The 22306-nt window shown below is 35.5% G+C and carries 22 protein-coding genes; 12 read left to right on the top strand and 10 right to left on the bottom strand.

The window, feature by feature from the left end; genetic code table 11:
- Positions 1-353: 353 nt before the first annotated feature.
- The 4 genes from GOQ16_RS16100 to GOQ16_RS16085 all read left to right on the top strand — a co-directional run bounded on the left by GOQ16_RS16100 (position 354) and on the right by GOQ16_RS16085 (position 3627).
- Positions 354-728: a hypothetical protein gene (locus GOQ16_RS16100; RefSeq protein WP_160070233.1), complete on the top strand. Its 375-nt coding sequence runs from the start codon at positions 354-356 to the stop codon at positions 726-728.
- Positions 729-738: 10 nt separating this feature from the next.
- The gene (locus GOQ16_RS16095; protein WP_160070232.1) at positions 739-1629 is read left to right on the top strand and encodes a TIGR01777 family oxidoreductase; all 891 of its coding nucleotides are present in this window, start codon (positions 739-741) and stop codon (positions 1627-1629) included.
- A 113-nt stretch (positions 1630-1742) separates the two neighbouring features.
- Positions 1743-3011, top strand: coding sequence for a C4-dicarboxylate transporter DctA (gene dctA, locus GOQ16_RS16090; RefSeq protein ID WP_160070231.1), 1269 nt, complete (start codon positions 1743-1745; stop codon positions 3009-3011).
- A 1-nt stretch (position 3012) separates the two neighbouring features.
- Complete coding sequence (locus GOQ16_RS16085) at positions 3013-3627, top strand: lysoplasmalogenase (RefSeq protein ID WP_160070230.1); 615 nt, start codon at positions 3013-3015, stop codon at positions 3625-3627.
- A 33-nt stretch (positions 3628-3660) separates the two neighbouring features.
- Here the strand turns inward: GOQ16_RS16085 and GOQ16_RS16080 are convergent, their stop codons facing one another.
- From GOQ16_RS16080 to GOQ16_RS16065, 4 genes are all read right to left on the bottom strand, one after another.
- Positions 3661-4311, bottom strand: coding sequence for an alpha/beta hydrolase family protein (locus GOQ16_RS16080; RefSeq protein ID WP_160070229.1), 651 nt, complete (start codon positions 4309-4311; stop codon positions 3661-3663).
- A 17-nt stretch (positions 4312-4328) separates the two neighbouring features.
- On the bottom strand, positions 4329-6440 hold the full coding sequence (locus GOQ16_RS16075; protein WP_160070228.1) for a type IA DNA topoisomerase: 2112 nt from the start codon (positions 6438-6440) through the stop codon (positions 4329-4331).
- A gap of 79 nt (positions 6441-6519) precedes the next feature.
- The gene (locus GOQ16_RS16070; RefSeq protein WP_160070227.1) at positions 6520-7866 is read right to left on the bottom strand and encodes a deoxyguanosinetriphosphate triphosphohydrolase; all 1347 of its coding nucleotides are present in this window, start codon (positions 7864-7866) and stop codon (positions 6520-6522) included.
- 59 nt (positions 7867-7925) lie between these two features.
- Positions 7926-8396, bottom strand: coding sequence for a hypothetical protein (locus tag GOQ16_RS16065; protein WP_160070226.1), 471 nt, complete (start codon positions 8394-8396; stop codon positions 7926-7928).
- A gap of 87 nt (positions 8397-8483) precedes the next feature.
- Here GOQ16_RS16065 and GOQ16_RS16060 point away from each other — a divergent pair, with 87 nt between their 5' ends.
- On the top strand, positions 8484-9545 hold the full coding sequence (locus GOQ16_RS16060; protein WP_160070225.1) for an aldose epimerase family protein: 1062 nt from the start codon (positions 8484-8486) through the stop codon (positions 9543-9545).
- Between the two features lie 178 nt (positions 9546-9723).
- Positions 9724-11190 (top strand): redoxin domain-containing protein, encoded by a 1467-nt coding sequence (locus GOQ16_RS16055; RefSeq protein WP_160070224.1) that lies wholly within the window; start codon positions 9724-9726, stop codon positions 11188-11190.
- 59 nt (positions 11191-11249) lie between these two features.
- Here the strand turns inward: GOQ16_RS16055 and GOQ16_RS16050 are convergent, their stop codons facing one another.
- The 5 genes from GOQ16_RS16050 to mtaB all read right to left on the bottom strand — a co-directional run bounded on the left by GOQ16_RS16050 (position 11250) and on the right by mtaB (position 15652).
- Positions 11250-11705: a PepSY-like domain-containing protein gene (locus GOQ16_RS16050; protein ID WP_160070223.1), complete on the bottom strand. Its 456-nt coding sequence runs from the start codon at positions 11703-11705 to the stop codon at positions 11250-11252.
- A 41-nt stretch (positions 11706-11746) separates the two neighbouring features.
- Positions 11747-12190 carry a PepSY-like domain-containing protein gene (locus GOQ16_RS16045; protein WP_160070222.1) on the bottom strand — a complete coding sequence of 148 codons (444 nt, stop codon included), beginning with the start codon at positions 12188-12190 and terminating at the stop codon, positions 11747-11749.
- A gap of 81 nt (positions 12191-12271) precedes the next feature.
- A complete protein-coding gene (locus GOQ16_RS16040; protein WP_160070221.1) occupies positions 12272-13555 on the bottom strand; it encodes a sensor histidine kinase in 1284 nt (427 codons plus the stop codon).
- Positions 13556-14227, bottom strand: coding sequence for a response regulator transcription factor (locus tag GOQ16_RS16035; protein WP_160070220.1), 672 nt, complete (start codon positions 14225-14227; stop codon positions 13556-13558).
- 105 nt (positions 14228-14332) lie between these two features.
- Complete coding sequence (gene mtaB, locus GOQ16_RS16030; RefSeq protein WP_160070219.1) at positions 14333-15652, bottom strand: tRNA (N(6)-L-threonylcarbamoyladenosine(37)-C(2))-methylthiotransferase MtaB; 1320 nt, start codon at positions 15650-15652, stop codon at positions 14333-14335.
- Positions 15653-15814: 162 nt separating this feature from the next.
- On the opposite strand from mtaB, the gene GOQ16_RS16025 reads away from it, so the two are divergent.
- From GOQ16_RS16025 to GOQ16_RS16000, 6 genes are all read left to right on the top strand, one after another.
- Positions 15815-16636: a thymidylate synthase gene (locus GOQ16_RS16025; protein ID WP_160070218.1), complete on the top strand. Its 822-nt coding sequence runs from the start codon at positions 15815-15817 to the stop codon at positions 16634-16636.
- 121 nt (positions 16637-16757) lie between these two features.
- Positions 16758-17252, top strand: a complete 495-nt coding sequence (locus tag GOQ16_RS16020; RefSeq protein ID WP_160070217.1) for a dihydrofolate reductase — start codon at positions 16758-16760, stop codon at positions 17250-17252.
- 663 nt (positions 17253-17915) lie between these two features.
- Complete coding sequence (locus GOQ16_RS16015; RefSeq protein ID WP_160070216.1) at positions 17916-18215, top strand: hypothetical protein; 300 nt, start codon at positions 17916-17918, stop codon at positions 18213-18215.
- A gap of 5 nt (positions 18216-18220) precedes the next feature.
- On the top strand, positions 18221-18739 hold the full coding sequence (locus GOQ16_RS16010) for a GNAT family N-acetyltransferase (protein WP_160070215.1): 519 nt from the start codon (positions 18221-18223) through the stop codon (positions 18737-18739).
- A gap of 128 nt (positions 18740-18867) precedes the next feature.
- Positions 18868-19128, top strand: a complete 261-nt coding sequence (locus GOQ16_RS16005) for a hypothetical protein (protein ID WP_160070214.1) — start codon at positions 18868-18870, stop codon at positions 19126-19128.
- Positions 19118-19459, top strand: coding sequence for a cupin domain-containing protein (locus GOQ16_RS16000; protein WP_160070213.1), 342 nt, complete (start codon positions 19118-19120; stop codon positions 19457-19459). Before GOQ16_RS16005 ends, GOQ16_RS16000 begins: the two co-directional genes overlap by 11 nt.
- A 37-nt stretch (positions 19460-19496) precedes the next feature.
- On the opposite strand, the gene GOQ16_RS15995 is transcribed toward GOQ16_RS16000, so the two are convergent.
- Positions 19497-21944: a phosphocholine-specific phospholipase C gene (locus GOQ16_RS15995; protein ID WP_160070212.1), complete on the bottom strand. Its 2448-nt coding sequence runs from the start codon at positions 21942-21944 to the stop codon at positions 19497-19499.
- Positions 21945-22306 lie beyond the last annotated feature (362 nt).

Raw genomic sequence — 22306 nt, 5'->3', positions numbered from 1 at the left:
GGTTCGTGATATCAATTTTTTCTTATTCAGATTGACTAAGTTATTTGCTTAGTCCACAGGTTTTGTACATGATCCATATTTATTCTATCATTTTTTAATCAACGAGAAGATATTACAGACACGACAAATAATCTGTTGTTGACAGCGTATTACCTTTTTAACATTGGCTATGCAATTATTCAATTCAGTTATTGGCAACCTGTAAATAATCTTACCGAAATGCTAAGCAGCACACTTCAAAAATCAGGTTTACTGATTTTGATATTGTCCCTATTGCATTACAATAATATGTTGATCATTTATTTTATATCAAAACAACAAAAGAAACAATTCACTACTAAAAAATTATAATTATGGAAAATTTAACAGTAATCGCGTACAGTATTTATTTACCAATAGCCATCGGGCTTACATATTATGTAGCTTATGTGTTATTCAAAAATAGCTTGGTCTATATGAATGATATTTTTCAAGGTAGGCCAGATGTAGCTCTAGCAACAAACAATTTATTCAGAATTGGATTTTACTTACTGAACATTGGATTCGCATTATACATTTTAGAAATGTATCTAGACCATGCTAAAGTCCAAACCATGATTGAGCAATTGAGCTATAAAATTGGAGGTTTTAGCATTTACTTAGGTATCATGTTGTTTTTAAATATGTTCTTATTCTTCAGAGGTAAAAGAATAGCAAAACAACGTAGAGAAGAGCAAGTAGCACATTAATTAGGACAATATGAAAAAGCTCATCATCGCTGGATCAACAGGTTTTGTGGGCAAGTATTTAATCATGAGATTCACAAGCTATGGATATAATGTAGTTACCATTTCTCGTAATTATGCAGATATAATTTGGGAAGATTTTAACGGCATTAAGAATGCTTTAGAAGATGCTGACCTTTTGATTAATCTGGCTGGTAAGTCCGTAAACTGCCGATATAATGAGACAAATAAAGCAGAAATTTTCTCATCGAGAACAGAGACCACGGAGACTCTTGGAAAGGCTATTTTGCAATGTCAAAATCCGCCCAGACTATGGATAAATGCAAGTACTGCTACTATATATCGCCATGCAATAGATAGACCAATGACGGAAAAGAATGGAGAAATAGGCACAGGTTTTTCAGTTGAAGTTGCACAGAAATGGGAGAAGTCATTTTTCGATTTTCAACTTCAGAATACACGTCAGGTTGCACTTAGAATGGCAATTGTTTTAGGAGCAGATGGCGGCGTAATGACACCTTTTGAGAATCTGGTAAAATTTGGTTTGGGTGGAAAACAAGGTAATGGCAAACAAATGTTTAGTTGGATACATGTTGAAGATCTATTTCAAATAATTCAATTTGTAGAAACTGAAAGTGAAATCAAAGGTGTTATTAATTGTTCTGCACCAGAACCTGTTACGAATGAAGACTTTATGCGGATATTTCGAGAAGTTAAGAATATTCCGATTGGATTGCCTTCCCTTACGTGGATGTTGAAAATCGGGGCTTTGATCATTGGTACTGAAACTGAATTGTTGCTAAAAAGTCGATGGGTACTCCCTGAAAAGTTAATCAATAAAGGCTTTAAATTTGAATTTCCTACAATTGAAAGTGCACTACAAGATATTTTGGTTTTGAGGTAAAAAAGCTGCAGGTTAGATAAAACCCCTAAAATCTAACCTGCTTTTTTATTATGAAAAATAAAGTTATTTTAGGCGCATTAATTGATGCATAAACCTATAACCAAAACATTTTTATGAAGAAGCTTTTTCAAACGCTATATTTCCAAGTTATCGTAGCCATATTAATTGGTGTCGCATTAGGACACTTTTATCCAGATATGGGCGTTGCTTTGAAGCCATTTGGAGATGGGTTTATTAAGCTAATCAAAATGATAATCGCGCCCTTGATTTTCTGTAGCATCGTACTGGGAATTTCTGGCATGCAGGATGTCAAAAAAGTGGGGAAAATTGGTATTCGCTCCATGATTTACTTCCAGATAACCACGTTTGTAGCCATGTTCATTGCGCTAGCTGTGATAAATCTGGCGAAACCAGGTGAAGGTATGAATATCAATGTAGAACATCTAGATACAAGTCAAGTTGGCAATTTTATAGAAGGTGGTAAGGAGCAAAAAGGTGTTGTCCAGTTTCTTTTGAATATTATCCCCAATAATATTATCGGTTCTCTCGCTGAGGGCAATATTCTTCAGGTACTTTTTTTTGCTATTCTATTAGGATTTGCGTTTGCTAAAATGGGCGAAAAAGCAGAACCTGTCAAAGTGGTATTGCAATCCTTTTTGGATGGAATTTTCTTGGTCATTAAAATGATAATGAAAGTTGCGCCTTTGGGTGCAATGGGCGCGATCGGATTTACAGTTGGACGATATGGATTAGACATATTGAAATCCTTAGGTATGATGATGTTGTGGTTTTATGTGGCCTGCTTGATTTATATTTTCGTATTTATTGGATTGATATTATACCGCAATAAAATTAGTCTTTGGAAATTCCTTCGCTACATAAGGGAAGAACTCTTGATTGTGCTGGGGACTTCTTCTTCTGAATCTGTACTTCCCGCAATCATGGAAAAACTTCAAAAAGCAGGGTGTAATAAATCTGTCGTGAATCTTGTGATACCTACTGGTTATTCTTTTAATTTGGACGGAACAGCCATTTATTTGACCATGGCATCAGTATTCTTAGCACAGGCAATCAATCAACCCATGGGATTGAGCGAGCAATTGTTTTTAATCTTTGTATTGACTTTTACTTCCAATGGTGCAGCAGGTGTGACAGGGTCCGGTTTTATTATTCTAGCAGCAACGTTACCTGTAGTCGGACATATTCCTGTAGAATCGATTGCTATTGTTTTTGGCATAGACCGTTTTATGAGTGAGGCACGCGCTTTGACAAATATAATCGGAAATGCTACAGCAGGACTGGTGCTTTCTAAGTGGGAAAATGAATTGGATATGGAACAATTAAATAGAGTATTGGACGGAAAAGAATTGATTCCAGAATAAAATGAAACGAGTACTCCTCCTCTTATTAATAATTGTTCTTATTCTTGACCAAGTAATCATTGGTTTTGAATTAAGTTCAAACTTTCGATTCTTTACAAAACCCTTATTGATTCCTATTCTCATAAGCTATTATACTTGGAGCGTAAATAAGAAGAATTGGTTATTTATCGCTGGCTTAGTGCTAAGTTTCTTTGGAGATCTATTTTTAATGTTTTCGGGAGGATTTATAGCTGGTCTAACAAGTTTTCTAATTGCACATATTCTCTATATCCTAACATTCAAAGAATTATTTCGTAATAAGAATTTACTTTTAATTCCTCTAATTCTAATATTTATAATTGGATTGTGCGCTTTCTTATATCCGCATTTAGGAACATTGAAATTACCTGTGATTTTGTATGCAATCACCATTGGTACCATGTTGTATGTAGCTCTTGGCACAAATATAAAATGGCTAATTATTGGTGCTGGATTTTTTGTTCTATCGGACTCCATTTTGGCAATAAATATATTCTTTCAAAAATCCTTATTAGGTAGCTTAACTGTGATGATGACTTATGTCATCGCACAGTATTTCTTGGTAAAAGGGATGATAAAAAGCGAGTTAAATTTGTAATTCTTGATTGCAATAAAACGATATATGACGTTATTATTCATTCAAATATTCTTTAATTAAAATAGAAATCTCATTATGATGAGTTAATGTCATCAAATGACCTCCGCCAGCTATCCTTCTTACTGAATTACAATTTATAATGGGAATAATACGATCTTTGTCTCCATGAAGATGAAGAAATTTTTTTGGTATTTCTAAGCTATCCCAATTTAGAATTGAGTACAATGCCCATCTGAAAAATCCAGAGTTCGAATCTCGTATAATTGCATTGAGCAATTTCCTATCCACTGCATCAGTTACACCGAACAGAAAATGATGAATTCTAGTTGGTGTCACTATCAATTGAGATGGAAATAGTTTATAGATTGGAAAGTATCTAAATATTTTATGATATGATGGTAAATTGGAACTGCTTATTGCTGTAGAAATTAAAACAATCTTATTAAAATCATATGTTTTTGCGAGTTCAGCAATACACATTCCCCCAAATGAAATTCCCAAAACATTTGCACCCGATACTGGAATTCGATTATATTCAGCTAATCTGTTGACATAATTGCTTAAACTTTCATTTTTTATAGATGGTAACCATTGAATATGTACAACTTCAAACTCTTTCAAATTAAGCTTTGAAAAAACTTTTTTATCAGCCCCTAAACCAGAGAAAATAAATATTTTTTTCATAACTCAAATTACTTTACTTACCCCACATTCACCTTAAAATCTTGAAATACTAAAGGTGCATTAACAGTTTGTCCTTCCTTAGTTTTAACACCTTTGAGTTCAGAAGTTTTACCTTTTTCGAGGAGATTTTTCATCTCCTTTTCTTCTAGGAAAACGCCATTCAAGGTGCGCCATATCTTAAAGTCACAACCGCGTGCATAATGATCGCATTGCGCAACTTTATCGTACAAATGAATATTTCCCGGCTGGCATTTTGGACATTTAATCTTTCCTTTTTGTTGGGGTTTTATTTCCTCTTGCGGAATCGACATACGAAGCTGCAAAAGTTCTTTGGTAATCTTAACTGTATAATCCTTGATATGCTTCATAAAGACATCATAAGACACTTTATTAGCACGCATTTCTTCCAGTTTCTGTTCCCATTTACCGGTCAATGTCACTTTCGCGATAGAACGGTCTTTAACCAAATTATACACAGCTAACCCTTTTTCCGTCGGAATCAATTTCTTTTTGTCACGTTTGATATAATCACGCTGGAATAAAGTTTCAATAGTTGCTGCACGTGTTGCAGGCGTGCCTAAACCACAATCTTTCATGGCTTGACGCATCTCCTCATCTTCGATTTCCTTGCCCGAAGTTTCCATAGCTTTCAGCAAAGAAGCTTCTGTATGAATAGGTCGAGCTTTGGTAAAGCGTTCCGACAATTCTAAAGATAAAATCTCCAACATTTCTTCCGCCGACAACTTAGGCAACTGCGCATTTTCATTGTCTTGATCGTCCGTATTTTTGTCTTCATCAGGCATTTCAACCTGATCCGCTGACAAACGCCAGCCGTATTGACGAATTACCGTACCTTTAGCAATCAACTCTACTCCTGCTGCATCAATCGTCACGGTCGTGATATCTTTCAGACAGACCTCCGAAAAACTCTCGACCATACGCTTTGCAATCATATTGTAGATATTTTGCTGCTCTTTAAGCATCGCTCCTGGCTTCTCATCTGTCACCAATAACGCGTGGTGATCTGTTACTTTTTTATCATCTACAGAACGTTTATTTAGCTTTGCTCCTATCAAATTACGCGAAATAGCAGCAATTCCTTCCTCCGCTGTATCCGCCAAATGTTGGAATAAGGACTCGATCTGTTCGAAAACATCTTCACCAATATAACGAGAACCTGTACGTGGATAGGTAATGACCTTTTTCTCGTATAATGTCTGCGCAATACTTAACGTTTGATCTGCCGAATAGCCGTATTTCTTATTTGCATCCTGTTGCAATGACGTCAAGTCAAACAATAAAGGCGGTTGTTCTTTCGTCTCTTTTGCTTCGACTTTCACCACTTTCGCTTCTGAACCAACTGTAATTTTAGCTACGGTTTCTTCTGCGACATCCTTTTTATCAATCTTATCTGAAGTCGCTTTGAACGAAATATTATCCTTCTCAAAACCAGCTTGAATTTTATAAAAAGCCTGTGGTTTGAAATCTTTATTTTCTAAATAGCGCGAACAAATCATCGCCAAAGTCGGTGTCTGCACACGTCCCAAAGACAACAAACCTTTATTGCCTGCCGCCAATGTAATCGCCTGTGTCGCATTAATACCGATCAACCAATCTGATTCCGAACGCGATCGTGCCGACTGGTACAGACTATCGTATTCTGAGCCATCTTTTAATTTGGCAAAACCTTCTTTAATCGCTTTATCCGTTTGCGAAGAAATCCACAAACGCTTAAAAGGTACTTTTGAACCTAAATAATAATAAATATTACGGAAAATCAATTCTCCCTCGCGCCCAGCATCCGTTGCCACAATAATTTCTTCCGCTTTTTCCAATAAACCTTTGATGATATTTACTTGCTTTAAAGCGCCATAATCATCAATTTGCTTACCGTCTTTACGAATTTTCTTTACTTCCAATCCAAATTTCGCTGGAATAATAGGCAGATTCGCTACAGACCAAGTGTTATAGCCGTACGCTTGAGGTGTACACAATTGCACCAAATGCCCAAAAGCATAGGTAAATGCATATCCATTGCCCTCAATATATCCATCTTTCACATCCTTCGCACCCATCACACGTGCCAAATCACGTGCAACCGAAGGTTTTTCTGCTATTACTACTTTCATATAATTTTTAGACAAGAGATTTGAGACAATAGACTTTATATTTATCTCTCATCTCAAATCTACCATCTGTTTATCTATTTTAATCTAATGAAGGAATTGAAATCCCTTTTATTTTACGGTACAAATCAACAGCGTAGACATCTGTCATACCAGATACAAAATCCAATACAGCACGTATTTTAGAATATGCATCTTCTTTGTCAGTATGAAATTGTTCTGGAATCATAGCCACCAATTTCTTATCAAACATAGTTTTATTGGTCTTTAAATATGCCGGTATAAACTCTTCCAACAATGCATTCATTACTTTATAACCTGCTATTTCGATTTGTACAACTGTAGGTGCGTTATAAATACGTGCTACAGAAACCTTCTCAATCTTTTTCATTTGTTGCACAATATTCGTATCCAACGCATCAACTAAAGAACTTTGAAATGTACCTGACAAAAATTTCTCTTGGTTCTTGACGAAAACAGAAGCACAGCCGTGTATTAACGTATTTATCGCTTTTGCGCGCAATAATTCTACACGAGAACCTGGATCGCCTAAACTGTCCAAACGTGATTTTAGACTTTCTCCACCGCATAATGGTAACAACAAATCTTCCACCTCCTGATAAGATAGTATTTTAAGGTGATGGGCATCTTCCAAGTCAATGATATTATAACATATATCATCTGCTGCTTCTACCAAATACACCAATGGGTGGCGTAAATAGCCGTTTGCATTCGTAGGATCTTTTTCTAACCCCAATTCAACAGCTATTTTTTCGAATGAAGATCTTTCACATTCAAAAAAACCATATTTCTTGCGGTGGTGATTACCTTTTACATGGCCATCAATTGCAGCACACGGATATTTAACAATAGAAGCTAATGTTGCATAGGTCAAAGCAAAACCTTTAGGATCTTTACCATTGAAAGCATGCGTCAAGATACGAAGCGCATTGGCGTTACCTTCGAAATGTGTCAAATCTGACCATTGCTTTGGTGAAACTTGTTCTTGGTATTTATTGCCTGCTCCCTCCGTAAAATAAGATGAAATTGCAGCCTCACCAGAATGACCAAAGGCTGGATTTCCTAGATCGTGTGATAAACATGCAGCCGAAATGATATTCCCAACTTCCTGCAAATAAGGCACCTCCTCGTCGATATTAGGATGTTCTTGTTTCATCAAATTATAAAACAATCTACCCAAAGAACGACCCACTGAAGCTACTTCCAAACTATGCGTTAATCTATTGTGAACGAAAACAGCTCCCGGCAATGGAAAAACTTGTGTTTTATTTTGTAAACGACGAAATGGTGAGGAGAAAATCAAGCGATCATAATCGCGTTGAAATTCTGACCTAGCGTCAAATTGTTCGTATGGTACACGTTCTTCATAACCCCACCGTTTGGCAGATATAAGTTGTTTCCAGTTCATTAAAATATCGGATTATACAAAGTACAAATATACATTTTCTGACTTATAACGCGAGCGCGTTACTTAGGATTAGACTTCATAAATCCCATTATTAAGTTCACCAATCCTATTGGTTGAATCAAAAGTAATAACCAAAATAAGGATCGATAAATGGTTTCACGATCACTAATATCATGGTAATCACTACGTAAATCATGAACAGAATTATAGGACTGTGATTCTACAGCTTCCTGAAGAGAAAATGCGTTATTGTCCCAAAGAATCAAAACAACAGCTAATATAAAATAAGAGATTACATGAAGATAAATCAGTCCTTCGCTGTATAATATTGTACCAAAAAAATGATAGAAAATCCACAAACAAATACCAATCCCTGCGACAAGATAAAAAAGCCATTTGGCCTCTATTAAATTAGTTTCCCAACCTGCATTTAACACAAATTGATGTGTTTCATCAACAAAAATGAATGTATATACAAACAACAATATTGCTAGAACTGCAAACGCTAGGTAAACGAATCTATTCTCCATAAGCTTAAATATAATACAAATATTCCTTTTCTTCACCTTGTCAACGTTTTTTATTATTTTTAGCAAAATCTATAAACTTCAAATCTAATGAGCACACGCTATACGATACCCGATACAGAAAAATTTGAGGGCAACCTCAATGGAAAAAACACCCATCTATTTACGTTAAAAAATAGAGCTGGAATGCAAATTGCGTTAACAGATTATGGTGCGAGATTGGTGAGTGCTTTAGTTCCTGATAGAAATGGGAATCTAATAGATGTTGTCTTGGGATTCGATAGTATCGCAGGCTATTTGGATGCCAAAGAAATATACCATGGCGCTACAATAGGAAGATTTGCCAACCGTATTGGGAATGGAAAATTTGTGCTGGATGAGCAAGAATACACATTACCACAAAACAATGGCTCAAATTGTCTGCATGGAGGTCCTGAAGGTTTTCACACAAAGGTGTGGGATAGACAAGTGAATTTTCGAAAAAAGGTAACCTTTTATTATGTTTCACCAGATGGAGAAGCTGGATTTCCGGGCGAAGCTAAAATTACTGTTTCCTACGAATTGACTGATGACAATGAGATCCTCATTAATTTTAGAGCTACTTCTGATAAACGTACAATAGTCAATTTGACAAATCACGCTTATTTCAACCTCAATGGTGAAGGCAATGGTGATATTTTAAATCATTTTGTTCAAATAAATTCGAACAAGTTCATCGAAATCAATCAAAGTCAATTGCCTACAGGAAATTTAAAAAGTGTGGTTGACACTCCTTTTGATCTAAGAGAGCAAACTCGAATTGCCGATAAAATAGGTGCAGAAGACCAGCAATTGCATTTTGCGAAAGGCTTTGATCATAGTTACGCAAACGAAAATGCCTTTAGTCAAGTCGCGGCATCAGCCTATAGTGCCGAATCGGGAATCAGCTTAGAACTATACACAGATTATCCCACAGTACATTTGTACTCAGGAAATTACCTTTCGGATGATATTGGCAAAACAGGAAAAAAATATTTACAAAATGGAGGATTTTGTTTTGAAGCACAACATCATTTAGATTGTCCAAATCAATCAAACTTTCCTCAATTTATCCTCGAACCTGGAGAAGAATACAACTTTAACATGAAATACAAATTTTGCATTCGAAAATAAAAATTATTGATATATCTACCATAAACAGAAAAATTTACATTTAAAAACTACTCATACAATAAATTACCTACGTATAACGTAAATTTATTTTTGAATACATAGAATTAATATTGAATATTATCTTCTGTGTGTTTCATTGGTTTTTAAATAATAATTTTGTTTAACATATAAATCTATTATGAAAAAGTCCATACTATCTTTAGCAATATTAGGTGCATGCGTGTCCATACAGACTGCGAATGCACAGTTAGCCAAAAAGAAAGGTGTAACTTTAGATGAAATTTCTAAAGAACTAAATTCACTGGCTCAAAAAGGCGATGATGATTCTAAAAATCAAATGCTCGTGGAAGCCAAATACCTGGTGGAAAGCAAAAATGAAAATTTTGTCAACTTTGGATCGCGGATTTATGCATTCTTAGAGAAAAATGATGAAGTCGAAAAAATTGAGAAATCACTTCTTAAAAGATTTCCCAAAGGTTTGAAGGCTAGATCGCAGGCCTATGAAAGTGTGTTTAATGCTGAAAACATTACGGCTTCTGAAGCAGAGAAAAACTACAATGCATTTTTGAAAAAATTTCCTGCAGCGAGTTTTGAAGAAAAAAGCAGAGCCATTTATGCCGATGCTGAATCAAAATTAGCTGGTTTGTTTTTCAAAGAAAATAACCTAGCAAAAGCAAATGAATACGTAAGTAAAATCAAAAAAAGCGCGAATTTCATTCAAAGTGCATATGGATTAACAAACGAACTTGCAAAGAATAAAGACTATGCCAATGCATTACCAATTCTAGAGGAAGCTATCGCTAAAGCGAAGGAAGATAAAACTGTAGGTGCAAATTACTTGCCAGTACTAAATTCTTCGTACGCAAAAGCGTTATATGAAACTGGAAACTATGAAAAAGCAATTTCAAGTATTGAAGAGCAGCTGAAATCAAACAGAAACGCTGCATCAAATACGACTTTAAACTTGATTTTAGCAAATTCTTACGCAAAAGTTGGTAAAGAATTAGACGCATTTTTATTACTTGAAAAGTTTGTTCAGAAAAATGGTAAGAGCAAAGATTCAGAAGAGTTATTAAAATCTTTGTATGCTAAATTAAACAATGGTAAAAGTGATTTCAATGTATATTCTGCGAAACTAGATTCTGAAATCAAAGAAGCTAACTTAGCAAAATACAAAGCTGAAATGATCAAAAAGGAGGCACCAGCATTTTCTTTGGTAAACAGAGAAGGCAAGACAGTTTCTTTGGCAGATCTTAAAGGAAAAGTTGTAGTATTGGATTTTTGGGCAACATGGTGTGGTCCGTGCATTAACTCTTTCCCAGGTATGCAAGCCGCTGTTAACAAATACAAAGACGACAAAGAAGTTGAATTTTTATTTATTGACACGTGGCAACGCGAAGAAAACTACAAAGAGGTTGTTGAACAATTCATTACTAAGAATAATTACACGTTCCATGTTTTATTTGATGAAATGAAAGATAGAGAAAAATCAGCTGTCACAGCATATGGTGCTAAAGGTATTCCACACAAAGTTGTAATTGACAAAGAAGGATTTATCCGTTTTGAGTCCTCAGGTAGTGGATCGGATATTGATAAAATCGTCAGCGAAATGGAAACAAAAATAGAATTAGCGCGTAAAGGCTAATACATAAAAATGGGACAATGCAAGTTGTCCCATTTTTGTTTATAGCTATGATTCTAAAATTATAGATCAATTCTGATAAATTTTCCGTCTTTGTCAAATACCAAATCGACATCATTAGTCAGTTCAATATCAAAACCATTCACTTCTCTTTCAATCCCGTTAATGCCTACTGAAGCATAATTCGCTGTCACATAATCTACAATTGCAGATAGTATAAACGATGTGTTAGGTAACGCATCACGATCACTTCTCATTTCTACATCTTGCCACACCCCTGAATTGTCAAATTTGATATCTACACCATTATCCAATTTTACCTCGTATTCAAAATTTGAAATCCCTTCTTTATCTTTTATTGTAGAAATAATTTTTGCCGAACCAAAATATTCCGTTACGAAAGATTTCGAAGTTGTTGGTAATTCCTCATTTGGAATTAATACTTCATCCTTGTCACAAGATGACATTGTAAACGCTACAGCTACGGCTAAAATCGCTTTTGAAAATAAATTTTTCATAGTTTATATATATTTATATTATGTGTGTTTTAATTGTTATATTAATCGTCGATACGTAAAAATTTGCCTTTGCTATTGAAAACTAAGTCCAATCCATTTGACAATTCAATTTCATATTTGGATGAACTTCTGGAAAGTTTCACAATATTATTCTTTGGAAAACTCTTTTCTACGTATTCTTTTATAGCTTGAGGGATCAACGAAAGCGGAATACTCTTGCGCTTCATATCGATTTCTTTCCATTCGCCATTTTTATCAAATTCAAATTCCGAGCCATCATTCATCTTCACTTCGTAAGATTTTTTCGAAAAAAGTTCGTCTTCCAATTTGACATATGCGACCGAAAGTTTTGAACTATACGTCTTGATAAAATTTTGAGCTTTCTTTGGCAACTGACCTAGATCAATTAATTTATCCTGTGCATTTGCTCCCATGCTTGTTGTCAATAAAGCTACTACTGCTAAAGTTTTAAATATTGTTTTCATCTTTTAATCTTTATTTTATACTACAAAAATCAAAAGTGAATTGGGAAAGAATTGGGAATAAGTGTTTGAAATCAAAAAAAATTAAACTTTTTTAATTTCAAACACTTGCATATTATCCTGATAGCTGTACTGAATATGTAAGAAAGGATATTTTTCCAAAATCGTCTGTACAATAGACAAACCTAAGCCATTGGAATTGTGGTCTTGATTTCCTTTATAAAAACGTTCGAAAATATATGCAGGATTCAGTGCTTTGTCTTGACTTGTGTTAGAAATGATAGCAGCATCTAATTGAATTCGAACTCTTAATTCACCTGCAGGTAAATTGTATTTTATGGCATTGCTAATTAAATTTGAAAACAAAATTTGCATTAAATCTGGATTAGCGAAGACTTCAAAATTACCATCCTGTTGAAAATTTAATCTGATATCCTTATACGTTATTAAATCCTCGTAATCATTCAACAGATCAGCGACAACTGCATTTATAGTGACGCTTTCATTTCCCGCATACTGCTGATTATTGATGCGTGAAAGCGTTAATAAGCTTTTATTAAGACTTACCATGCGCTGCAGCGAACGCTTCGCTTCCACGATACGCACGGTATCCTCTTCGTCCAACTGCGAATTTTCCAAGACCAATTCGAGCTTGCTTATCCCTACTGCCAAAGGTGTTTGCAATTCATGTGCAGCATTTTCCAAAAACCTTTTTTGGCTATCAAAGACTTTCTCATTCTGATCAATCATTTGCGAAATATGATTATTCAAATCATTAAATTCCAAAACAGGCGATTCCACAGAGACAAAACTATTGGCTTTGCCAAATCGATATTTAGAAAGATTTTTCAAAATTTGCTTGAAAGGTTGCCAAGCACGTCCCAATATATAATGATTAATCACCAAAATACTGAGCACAATTACCACATACAATACCAACAAAGAAATAGCGAGATTGAGCAAAAAATCATCTTCTTCAACGGTAGAAGTACGAATTTCCAATTGATAAGGCTTTCCGCTAGGATCATAAAATCCTGTTCGTAAAATTCGGTAAGGCTCCTCTTCCTCATCGTAAGGCATATAGATAAATTCCTTAGAAAAAGCATTTTGATCAACTTTCTCTTCTAAATTCTTTACTTCCCTTATCACGAATTGGTTAATCCCAAATTCTTTGGACTCAGCAATTAATTTGGGATTATTATAAGCTTCACGTATAATGAGAATTTTCTGATTTTTGAGACCATCATCAATATTATCATACACTTCGTCCATGATCACAGCGTAAAATAGCGCCGCCCAAATCGCCATTACCACCAGAATAGCAAAGCTTACAAAACGATTAGTATAATTTTTTACCGAGATAGCCATTTATATCAATTTATAACCTACACCATACACCGCTTGCAAATCACAATCCGCCCCTGCGGTTTTCAATTTCTTACGAAGATTCTTAATCTGCGAATAGATAAAATCCAAATTGTCTGCCTGATCCGCATGATCTCCCCAAACCGTTTCCGCTAGCGTAGATTTTTCCTGTAATTTATTTGGGCGAAGCATGAAATAGTAAAACAAATCATACTCCTTGCGATTCAAAACCAGAGGATTTCCATCAATTTTCACTTCACGTAATTCAGGATTAAGACTTACATTTTTGTAGTGCAAAAGCTGTTCGCCATCTTGTGCATTACGACGAATAATAGATTTCAGACGCGCTAATAATTCCGCAAAATGAAAGGGCTTTGCTAAATAATCATCTGCCCCAATTTCCAATCCAGCAACTTTATCTTCGACTGAATCTTTGGCTGAAAGAATCAAAACTGGACTTTTGATTTGATTCACACGCATTTCCTTCAACACATCCATACCCGAACCGCCAGGAAGCATAATATCCAAGAGCACACAATCGTAAGGATAGTTCATGACTTTGTCCACAGCCTCCATGTAGGTTGATGCTGTCTCCACCAAAAACTTTTCTGCAATTAAAAAATCGCGTATTCCTGCTTGTAATGCCAGCTCATCTTCGACAATAAGTACTTTCATAGTTGAACAATAATACCCTAAGAATTGGGAATATTTTAGGAATAAGTTAGTGAAAATAACTCGGCAATAAAAAAGGGATGAAAAATCATCCCTCAAATTTATATTTTAATGTGCCAACAATTCTGGCAACTCTTCTATATCCACATCACCCGATTCAGAAATAGACGTAAATTTCACCGGAACAATCTCATTGACCAACAATGGATCATAAGGTGTACGCACTTTCACATAGTTTTTAGAAAATCCGTGCATAAAGCCATCTTTCTCATCCGATTCAAATAAGACCTCTCCTATTGCGCCTAAATTTTCTTCATAGAAAGCACGACGTTTTTTCTCCGAAAGAATATGCAACATTTTACTACGATCCGAACGTTGCGCGCCTGGGACAGCACCTTCCATTTGCGCCGCAATAGTATTTTCACGTTCTGAATACGTAAATACATGCAAATATGAAATTGGCATATCATTTAAGAAATTGTACGTATCGATAAAATCTTCACGTGTCTCACCCGGGAAACCAACAATCACATCTACACCGATACAGGCATTAGGCATCAACGATTTGATTTTCGCGACACGTTCGCCATACAATTCACGTTTGTAGCGACGACGCATTTGTGCCAACACCTTATTATTACCCGATTGCAATGGCATATGAAAATGCGGAACAAAACGTTTGGATTGCGCCACAAATTCGATAATCTCATTTGCCAATAAATTTGGTTCAATCGATGAGATACGGATTCGATCAATACCTTCAACCTCATCCAATGCTTTTACCAAGTCCAAAAACTTATCTTGGCGTTTGCCATCACGGATACCGTAGTCACCAATATTTACCCCAGTTAATACAATTTCTTTTACACCCGAAGCAGCAATTTCTTCCGCTTGACGCACGATATCTTCAATTTTACCCGAACGACTAGCGCCACGTGCCAAAGGAATCGTACAGAATGTACACGAATAATCACAACCGTCTTGCACTTTTAAGAAAGTACGCGTACGGTCACCAATCGAATACGCAGTCACGAATTGGTTTGTCTCGTCAATCGGTCCATTATGAACAACAGCTTTCTCCTGTTTGGTCAAATCATTGATATGCTCAATGATATTGAATTTCTCCGCAGCACCCAATACCATATCCACACCTGGAATCTCTGCGATTTCCTGCGGTTTCAATTGCGCGTAACAACCTACAATTGTGATATAGGCATTTGGTGAATATTTCAATGCTTCCTTCACCACCTTTCGACATTTCTTATCCGCATTGTCCGTCACCGAACAAGTGTTGATCACATAAACATCTGCAGGCGAGTTGAATGGCGTGGTATCATAGCCCGCATCTTTGAACTGACGTCCAATAGATGAAGTCTCCGAAAAATTCAACTTACAACCCAGTGTATAGAAAGCTACTTTTTTATTCATAATAAGTTGCAAAAATACGCTTTTTTTTAGACTTAGCTTTATAGATATAAGATTTGAGATGCCAATGACATTTTTAAAAGTGAAAGCACTTTTTCCTTCACGCTAATTTCAGTAGTTTTGAATATTCTAAAATCGTAGAAAATCTTTAAAACTTACTGAAACATGAAACAATATTTAGATTTACTAAAGCACGTATATACCACAGGTGTGGACAAAACAGATAGAACGGGTACAGGTACACGCAGTGTTTTTGGTTATCAAATGCGTTTCAATCTACAAGAAGGTTTTCCGATTATTACGACCAAAAAACTGCATTTACGTTCGATTATCCATGAATTAATTTGGTTTTTGAAAGGTGAAACTAATATCAAATACCTAAAAGATAATGGCGTAAGCATTTGGGATGAATGGGCAGATGAGAACGGCAATCTAGGACCTGTTTACGGTTCGCAATGGCGCTCTTGGCCTACACCTGATGGCAGACATATCGACCAAATCACACAGGTGATTAATCAGTTGAAAAATTCGCCTGATTCGCGTCGTATCATCGTATCCGCTTGGAATGTTGCGGAAATCGAAAACATGGCTTTGCCGCCTTGTCACGCTTTCTTTCAGTTCAACGTAGCACCAGCACAACCTGAAAAAGGAATTTTGAAACCGCAACTTTCGTGTCAATTGTACCAACGTAGCGCGGATATTTTCTTGGGCGTACCTTTTAATATTGCTTCTTATGCCCTATTGACAATGATGGTTGCGCAAGTTTGTGATATGGAAGCTGGTGAATTTGTACATACGTTTGGTGATGCCCATATTTACAGCAATCACTTCGAACAAACGGAATTGCAATTGTCGCGTGAGCCAAAACCTCTTCCGACAATGAAAATCAATCCAGATGTAAAAGATATTTTTGATTTCAAATTCGAGGATTTTGAATTGGTGGATTATGAATTCCATCCGCATATCAAAGCTCCTGTAGCCGTATAGAACAAGGACGAAAAGAATAACGAGCAAGGACTTTTCCAATTTGAAAATGTTATAATTTGAAAATCGTCTTTAATCTATGCTCCTTATTCCTTTATCCAAAATTTAATCCTTTATCCAGAATATGAGTGATACTAAAATAACATTAATCGTAGCTGCTGCGGAAAATAATGCGATTGGCAAAGACAATCAGATGTTGTGGCATTTGCCAAATGATTTTAAATACTTTAAGAAAAATACATTAGAGCATTCGGTGGTGATGGGTCGCAAGACTTTTGTATCCATAGGGAAACCTCTTCCTGAGCGTCGTAATATTATTTTGACACGTGATATGAACTACAGCCACGAAGATGTAGATGTAGCAAATAGTGTGCAAGAAGTATTAAACTATTGCCGTGACGAGCGTGAAATCTTTATCATCGGTGGTGCAGATATCTATAAGCAAACTTTGCCTTTAGCAGATAAAATCTTGTTGACACGAGTACATACTACAATTGATGGCGATGCTTATTTTCCAGAACTGTTAGATCATCAGTGGAAATTAGTAAGTGCTGAAAAGCACGAAAAAGACGAAAAACACGCTTTTGATTATACTTTCGAAGTATACGAAAGAGCGTAAAATAATATTCTCTTTCCTTCCAAAAGCATCTCCCCGATACTTTTGGAAGGAAAGATTTTTAGTTAGACCAATTATATAATCTGAAATGGAACATATTTCATCATTTTTAAACAATATTAAGGAGAAACTTACAAATCCTTTTTTCGGGACATTTATATTAGTTATGCTTTTCCATCATTGGGAGCTTTGGTATACTCTTTTAAATTTTAATAATTACAATTCCTTAGTATATAAAGTTAATTTCATAAAAGCTTATGCTCACAACCATTTATCATTTGGTCAAATGATATGTGAAGTTTTATATACTGCTTGTTATGTAGTATTGGGTTACGGAATAATAATATGTACAAGATCACTTGTATTATTTATAGAACATAAAATTATGCCTGAGATTACCAAAAATGTAATCAGCAATAAAGTAGTGTTAAAAGACAACGCAAACTTGTAAGACAGTATAGTAAAGACTTTGATTTACAAACAGAACAATTAACAAAACAGAATAACGAAATCACAATTCGACAAAGCTCGATAGGTGAACTTCAAAATAAAATAAAATTAGTTAAAGAATTAAATACTAACTTTTTATCTGATATTAATGAACAAAAAAATAAAATAGAAAGTTTTGAAAAAGAGATTAAAAAATTAAAAGAAATTAATGAAAATTTGCATAACGACCTAGAAACCTCAACAGCTTTATTAGATGATTTTTTTCAACGCACAAAATCTATTCCTGAGAAAATTTCAAGAAAAATTAGTGAAATAAAAAAAGCTGATCAATGGGATAATTTTTTAACTTTTATGGACTACAATAATGGAACATTAGGTTCAATGAATAGCAATATAGATATTGAGATGGAAAAATTAGGATTGACTATCATAAACAATCATAATAACTCTTCCGCTAGACCAAATTTATTATCATACATCATATATAAATATCATTTGAAACATAAAACTCAGTAAAACCCATGCCCCTTACCATCCGACAAGAACAAACTGAAGATTTCCAAACTGTTTATGAAATCAATAAACAAGCTTTTCGACAAGAAGCTGAAGCCAAATTAGTTGATGCGTTGCGTCACAGTGATGCTTTTGTGCCTGAACTTTCATTAGTTGCAGAATTGGACAATCAACTCTTTGGGCATATATTATTTACAAAGATTAAGATTGTAAATGGCGATGTAGCGCATGAATCTTTAGCTTTAGCACCCATGGCGGTAAGTGCGGATTTTCAAAAGCAAGGTATTTGTGGACAACTCATTCGCGAAGGATTAAAACGTGCTGCAGCATTAGGTTTTGGTTCTGTTATCGTCCTAGGACACGAACATTATTACCCGAAATTTGGTTTTGAGCCTGCTTCTAAATGGGGAATTAAAGCACCTTTTGATGTACCCGATGAAGTTTTTATGGCGATAGAAATCATTCCAAATGCACTGGGAAATATTAGCGGAACGGTGCAATATCCTAAAGAATTTGATAGCGTATAAATTTTTGATAAATCTATAAGAGTTAACTATTTATATTTTTAAAAAAAAATACAAAAAATGATTTTTAGCATATTTTTGAAATTAGAATTTTCTTAATTTTAGCGCACTAAAATTACCTAAAAAACAGCATGGAATTATCGAGTATATTCGAACAAGATTCGGATGAACTGAACAAAAAATTAAAGCGTCTTAAGACGGAAAAAATCATTAATGCCGTGCTAGTTGGGTTTACGATTGGAGTATTTGCTTATAGCTCAATTAAAGGTGGCTTGGGCTTCGGTTCTATAATGGCATTGGTAGTGGCTTATTTTTTTATCAAAAACGCCAATAAAAGCAATACGTTAGCTAAAGAAATAGAGAAAGAACTGGAGTTGCGCAATGCAAAATAAAATATCTTCATTATACTATTGGGAAACCGATACCCATTGGGAGGTTTTAGATGAACATGTAAAACGCAAAATTTGCCTGTACACAGCAGATCTTATGTTGGTCAAAGTACGATTTACCAAAGGAGGTATTGGCGCATTGCACCAGCATCCGCACACGCAAATCTCACATGTACAATCTGGGAAATTTAGCTATACCATTGGAGAAGAAACCAAAATAATTACAACTGGCGACAGTTGTATTATCCCGAGCAACGTTATTCATGGTTGTGAATGTCTAGAAGATGGAGAACTTATCGACAGTTTCAGTCCTTGTCGCGAAGATTTTTTATAAAAATAGTAAGGCTTTTGGAAGCCTCTTTATGTTTAAATTACGCCATCAATGGATCTGAAATACTTGGTTTACCATTCTCCATGCGTCCAGCATATTGTCTTTGCCAACCTTCTACTTTTAATGTAACATCGTACCAACGACCCAAATCTTGCGTATTAATTTCAATCGTAGTTGATTTATTTGGCTTAAGGGATACTGTCTGATTGCGCTTTATATAGGCATTTTGGACAATTATTTCTTTGCTCTTAGAAGAAATGCTTTCTATATAAATTAGCAAATTACTTTTTGCCGAATAGCTGATTTTAATTTTTAATGGTTCAACCCCTCCTCGCGAAACTAATTTTTGATAATACCCATTAGGCCCATGTATTGCAATATTATAAGCACCATCCGCTGCTTTATCCCAACTGTACTCCAAATGTTGTCCCGCAGTTACAGCAAAAGATTTGTTGAAACGATTTTTTTGCAGCAAATCATATACATTGAAAGCACCAGCCAGTGAATTTTCTCCAAAGAGCTTATTCGATGCTTCAAACCTTAATTCCAATTTTCCATTATCGTGCTTTTCCTGCACATACAATTCGTAGCAAATCGCATTTGAAGGTTTTGTCCCTGATTCTTGGTAAGGCAATGAAGCGTGTTTTGCTCCCGCCTTTATTTTATCTATTTCAGATGGAGTGAAATCCTTAAATCCATCGGGTAAAGGTTTGTTTTTCGCGCTATCAATTTCTGAAATCTGCTTTTTCATCTCCAGAAATTCAGGTAAATTCACTTTCTCTCGTGAATTGTATGTTCGAAACACCGATGTCAAATCGCCCGTAATTGCTCTACGCCATTTCGAAATATTGGATTCGAATATTTGCTTATTGTATTTTTTATTCAAAAAAACTTCCAAAAACTGAATTGTCGAGGTAATATCACATACTTCAGAATTGACCCAGCCACCGCGCGTCCATGGAGAAGCAATGATTAACGGCACGCGATAACCTAAACCAACAGGTCCTTCCGTGGCATTGGCTTCACTGATACCCGAAGCCAATTCTTGTTCTTTCGTCACAAATTCAGTCTGTAAGCCTTCGCGCAATTCTGCAGAAACTATACCTGAGGATTCATCTCCAGGTTTTGGTGCGACAAAAGGTGGTACATGATCAAAATATCCATCGTTCTCATCGTAATTGAGAATAAATATCGTTTTCTTCCAAACTTCAGGATTTTTGGTCAGAATATTCAATATCTCAGAAACATACCACGCGCCATACATTGGTGCGCTAGGATGATCAGAAAAATGCTGTGGCGCACACAACCAACTTACAGTTGGCAGTTTTCCAGATTCGACATCTTTACGAAATTGATAAAGAATATCTCCTTTTGGAATTTGAATTTTTGATCCTTCAAATTCTACCTCTTCTGTTTGGTGGTAATTGGGATCACCTTCATTAGTTTGAAAAGCACGTTCGTGCAATTCCTTCTCAAAGGCTGAGAGCTTAGCATATTTTTCTTCCGAAAATTGCTCTACTTCACGCTTGAAACTCTCTAACTGGTTTTGTTTTTGGGTAAGTGTATTTTTAATTTTTTGTGCATTGGAATCAGAGGCTAGCTGCTTCTCCAATTCGGCTATCTCTTGTGGCAACTCTGCTATTCTTCGTTGATAAAAATCGATATGACTTTTCTTAAATCGCACATTATATTGGGAAAACCATTCTAAATTATTATCTGTGAAATTACCCAACAACCCCTCTCCATTACCCGATATTTCATTTTGAAGGCTGATTTCATTTTGATAAACTTTCCAGCTCACAGCATTTTCTTGCAAGCGCTCTGGCAAGGTTTTCCAGCTAGCCATCTTGTTAAAATAGGTATCTGAATTGCGAGTTAATGGCTTACTTTCAGAATCTGGAGCGCATTTCCCAGTCCAAAAATAATGGCGATTAGTCGTTGTACCAGTAATCGAAGAACAGAAATGTTGGTCACATATTGTGAATGCATCCGCAAAAGCATAGTAAAATGGAATATCCTCGCGTGTGTAATATCCCAATGTCAGCGGTAAATCTCTGTATACTTTGCGACCAGATTGTTTCCAATCCAACCATTTATCAAATTTTCCTTCGTTCCATGCACCGATTTGATTTTCCCATGAATGGGGTAAATCACCACTCCAACTCGCCTTCGAATTTTTGATATCCATACGGAATGGTGCAAATGTATGCCCGAGCTTATTCGATTGAAGCCAAACAGGATTACCATTAGCTAGCGTGATGGCACGACGATCATTGAATCCTCTCACGCCTCTTAACGTGCCAAATGAATGATCAAAAGAACGATTTTCTTGCATCAGAATCACAATATGTTCCGCATCCATAAAGGTGGATCCTTCTATCGGATTGATGGCTAAGGCTGCTTCAATTGATTTTGGTAAATGGGCGAATATCCCGAAAGAACCGGCTAATATTCCAGCTTTCTTAATAAATGATCTTCTGTTATCCATGCAAAAGAAAGGTTGGGTTTATACTGTGTACAATATATAAAAACATCTAAAATAAATTACTGTTGTGCCCATTAAAATAGATGTAACAAAAATGAATCAGAGCGACATTCTTTTAAGTGTGATGCATTTATCTCAAAATTGTTAACGGGTAATACAGACAAAAGCAATGAAGATTTATTCATCTGTGAGCCTCTAATTTTCAGCAGTACTACATATAATTTTTGATTGTGTATATCTGCTAAAGAAATTATAAATTAAAATTCCGTATTTGTTTAAATAGTTGGGAATCGAGTAGGAAGATAGGGATTATTTCCCTATCTGTCCTCTCACACCACCTGGCATACGGATCCGTACCAAGGCGG

It is taken from the genome of Sphingobacterium bovisgrunnientis (assembly GCF_009829085.1).
Lineage (GTDB): Bacteria > Bacteroidota > Bacteroidia > Sphingobacteriales > Sphingobacteriaceae > Sphingobacterium > Sphingobacterium bovisgrunnientis.
This window is presented reverse-complemented; position numbering and strand designations above follow the sequence as displayed.

What these genes read in the sequence shown, in the direction of transcription:
- GOQ16_RS16020 (WP_160070217.1), top strand. Translation starts at nt 16,758, where the DNA reads ATGAGTGATACTAAAATAACATTAATCGTAGCTGCTGCGGAAAATAAT.
- GOQ16_RS15995 (WP_160070212.1), bottom strand. Translation starts at nt 21,944, where the DNA reads ATGGATAACAGAAGATCATTTATTAAGAAAGCTGGAATATTAGCCGGT.
- GOQ16_RS16055 (WP_160070224.1), top strand. Translation starts at nt 9,724, where the DNA reads ATGAAAAAGTCCATACTATCTTTAGCAATATTAGGTGCATGCGTGTCC.
- GOQ16_RS16080 (WP_160070229.1), bottom strand. Translation starts at nt 4,311, where the DNA reads ATGAAAAAAATATTTATTTTCTCTGGTTTAGGGGCTGATAAAAAAGTT.
- GOQ16_RS16070 (WP_160070227.1), bottom strand. Translation starts at nt 7,866, where the DNA reads ATGAACTGGAAACAACTTATATCTGCCAAACGGTGGGGTTATGAAGAA.
- GOQ16_RS16075 (WP_160070228.1), bottom strand. Translation starts at nt 6,440, where the DNA reads ATGAAAGTAGTAATAGCAGAAAAACCTTCGGTTGCACGTGATTTGGCA.
- GOQ16_RS16085 (WP_160070230.1), top strand. Translation starts at nt 3,013, where the DNA reads ATGAAACGAGTACTCCTCCTCTTATTAATAATTGTTCTTATTCTTGAC.
- GOQ16_RS16095 (WP_160070232.1), top strand. Translation starts at nt 739, where the DNA reads ATGAAAAAGCTCATCATCGCTGGATCAACAGGTTTTGTGGGCAAGTAT.
- GOQ16_RS16100 (WP_160070233.1), top strand. Translation starts at nt 354, where the DNA reads ATGGAAAATTTAACAGTAATCGCGTACAGTATTTATTTACCAATAGCC.
- mtaB (WP_160070219.1), bottom strand. Translation starts at nt 15,652, where the DNA reads ATGAATAAAAAAGTAGCTTTCTATACACTGGGTTGTAAGTTGAATTTT.
- GOQ16_RS16050 (WP_160070223.1), bottom strand. Translation starts at nt 11,705, where the DNA reads ATGAAAAATTTATTTTCAAAAGCGATTTTAGCCGTAGCTGTAGCGTTT.
- GOQ16_RS16065 (WP_160070226.1), bottom strand. Translation starts at nt 8,396, where the DNA reads ATGGAGAATAGATTCGTTTACCTAGCGTTTGCAGTTCTAGCAATATTG.
- GOQ16_RS16035 (WP_160070220.1), bottom strand. Translation starts at nt 14,227, where the DNA reads ATGAAAGTACTTATTGTCGAAGATGAGCTGGCATTACAAGCAGGAATA.
- GOQ16_RS16005 (WP_160070214.1), top strand. Translation starts at nt 18,868, where the DNA reads ATGGAATTATCGAGTATATTCGAACAAGATTCGGATGAACTGAACAAA.
- GOQ16_RS16060 (WP_160070225.1), top strand. Translation starts at nt 8,484, where the DNA reads ATGAGCACACGCTATACGATACCCGATACAGAAAAATTTGAGGGCAAC.
- GOQ16_RS16040 (WP_160070221.1), bottom strand. Translation starts at nt 13,555, where the DNA reads ATGGCTATCTCGGTAAAAAATTATACTAATCGTTTTGTAAGCTTTGCT.
- GOQ16_RS16045 (WP_160070222.1), bottom strand. Translation starts at nt 12,190, where the DNA reads ATGAAAACAATATTTAAAACTTTAGCAGTAGTAGCTTTATTGACAACA.
- dctA (WP_160070231.1), top strand. Translation starts at nt 1,743, where the DNA reads ATGAAGAAGCTTTTTCAAACGCTATATTTCCAAGTTATCGTAGCCATA.
- GOQ16_RS16000 (WP_160070213.1), top strand. Translation starts at nt 19,118, where the DNA reads ATGCAAAATAAAATATCTTCATTATACTATTGGGAAACCGATACCCAT.
- GOQ16_RS16025 (WP_160070218.1), top strand. Translation starts at nt 15,815, where the DNA reads ATGAAACAATATTTAGATTTACTAAAGCACGTATATACCACAGGTGTG.
- GOQ16_RS16010 (WP_160070215.1), top strand. Translation starts at nt 18,221, where the DNA reads ATGCCCCTTACCATCCGACAAGAACAAACTGAAGATTTCCAAACTGTT.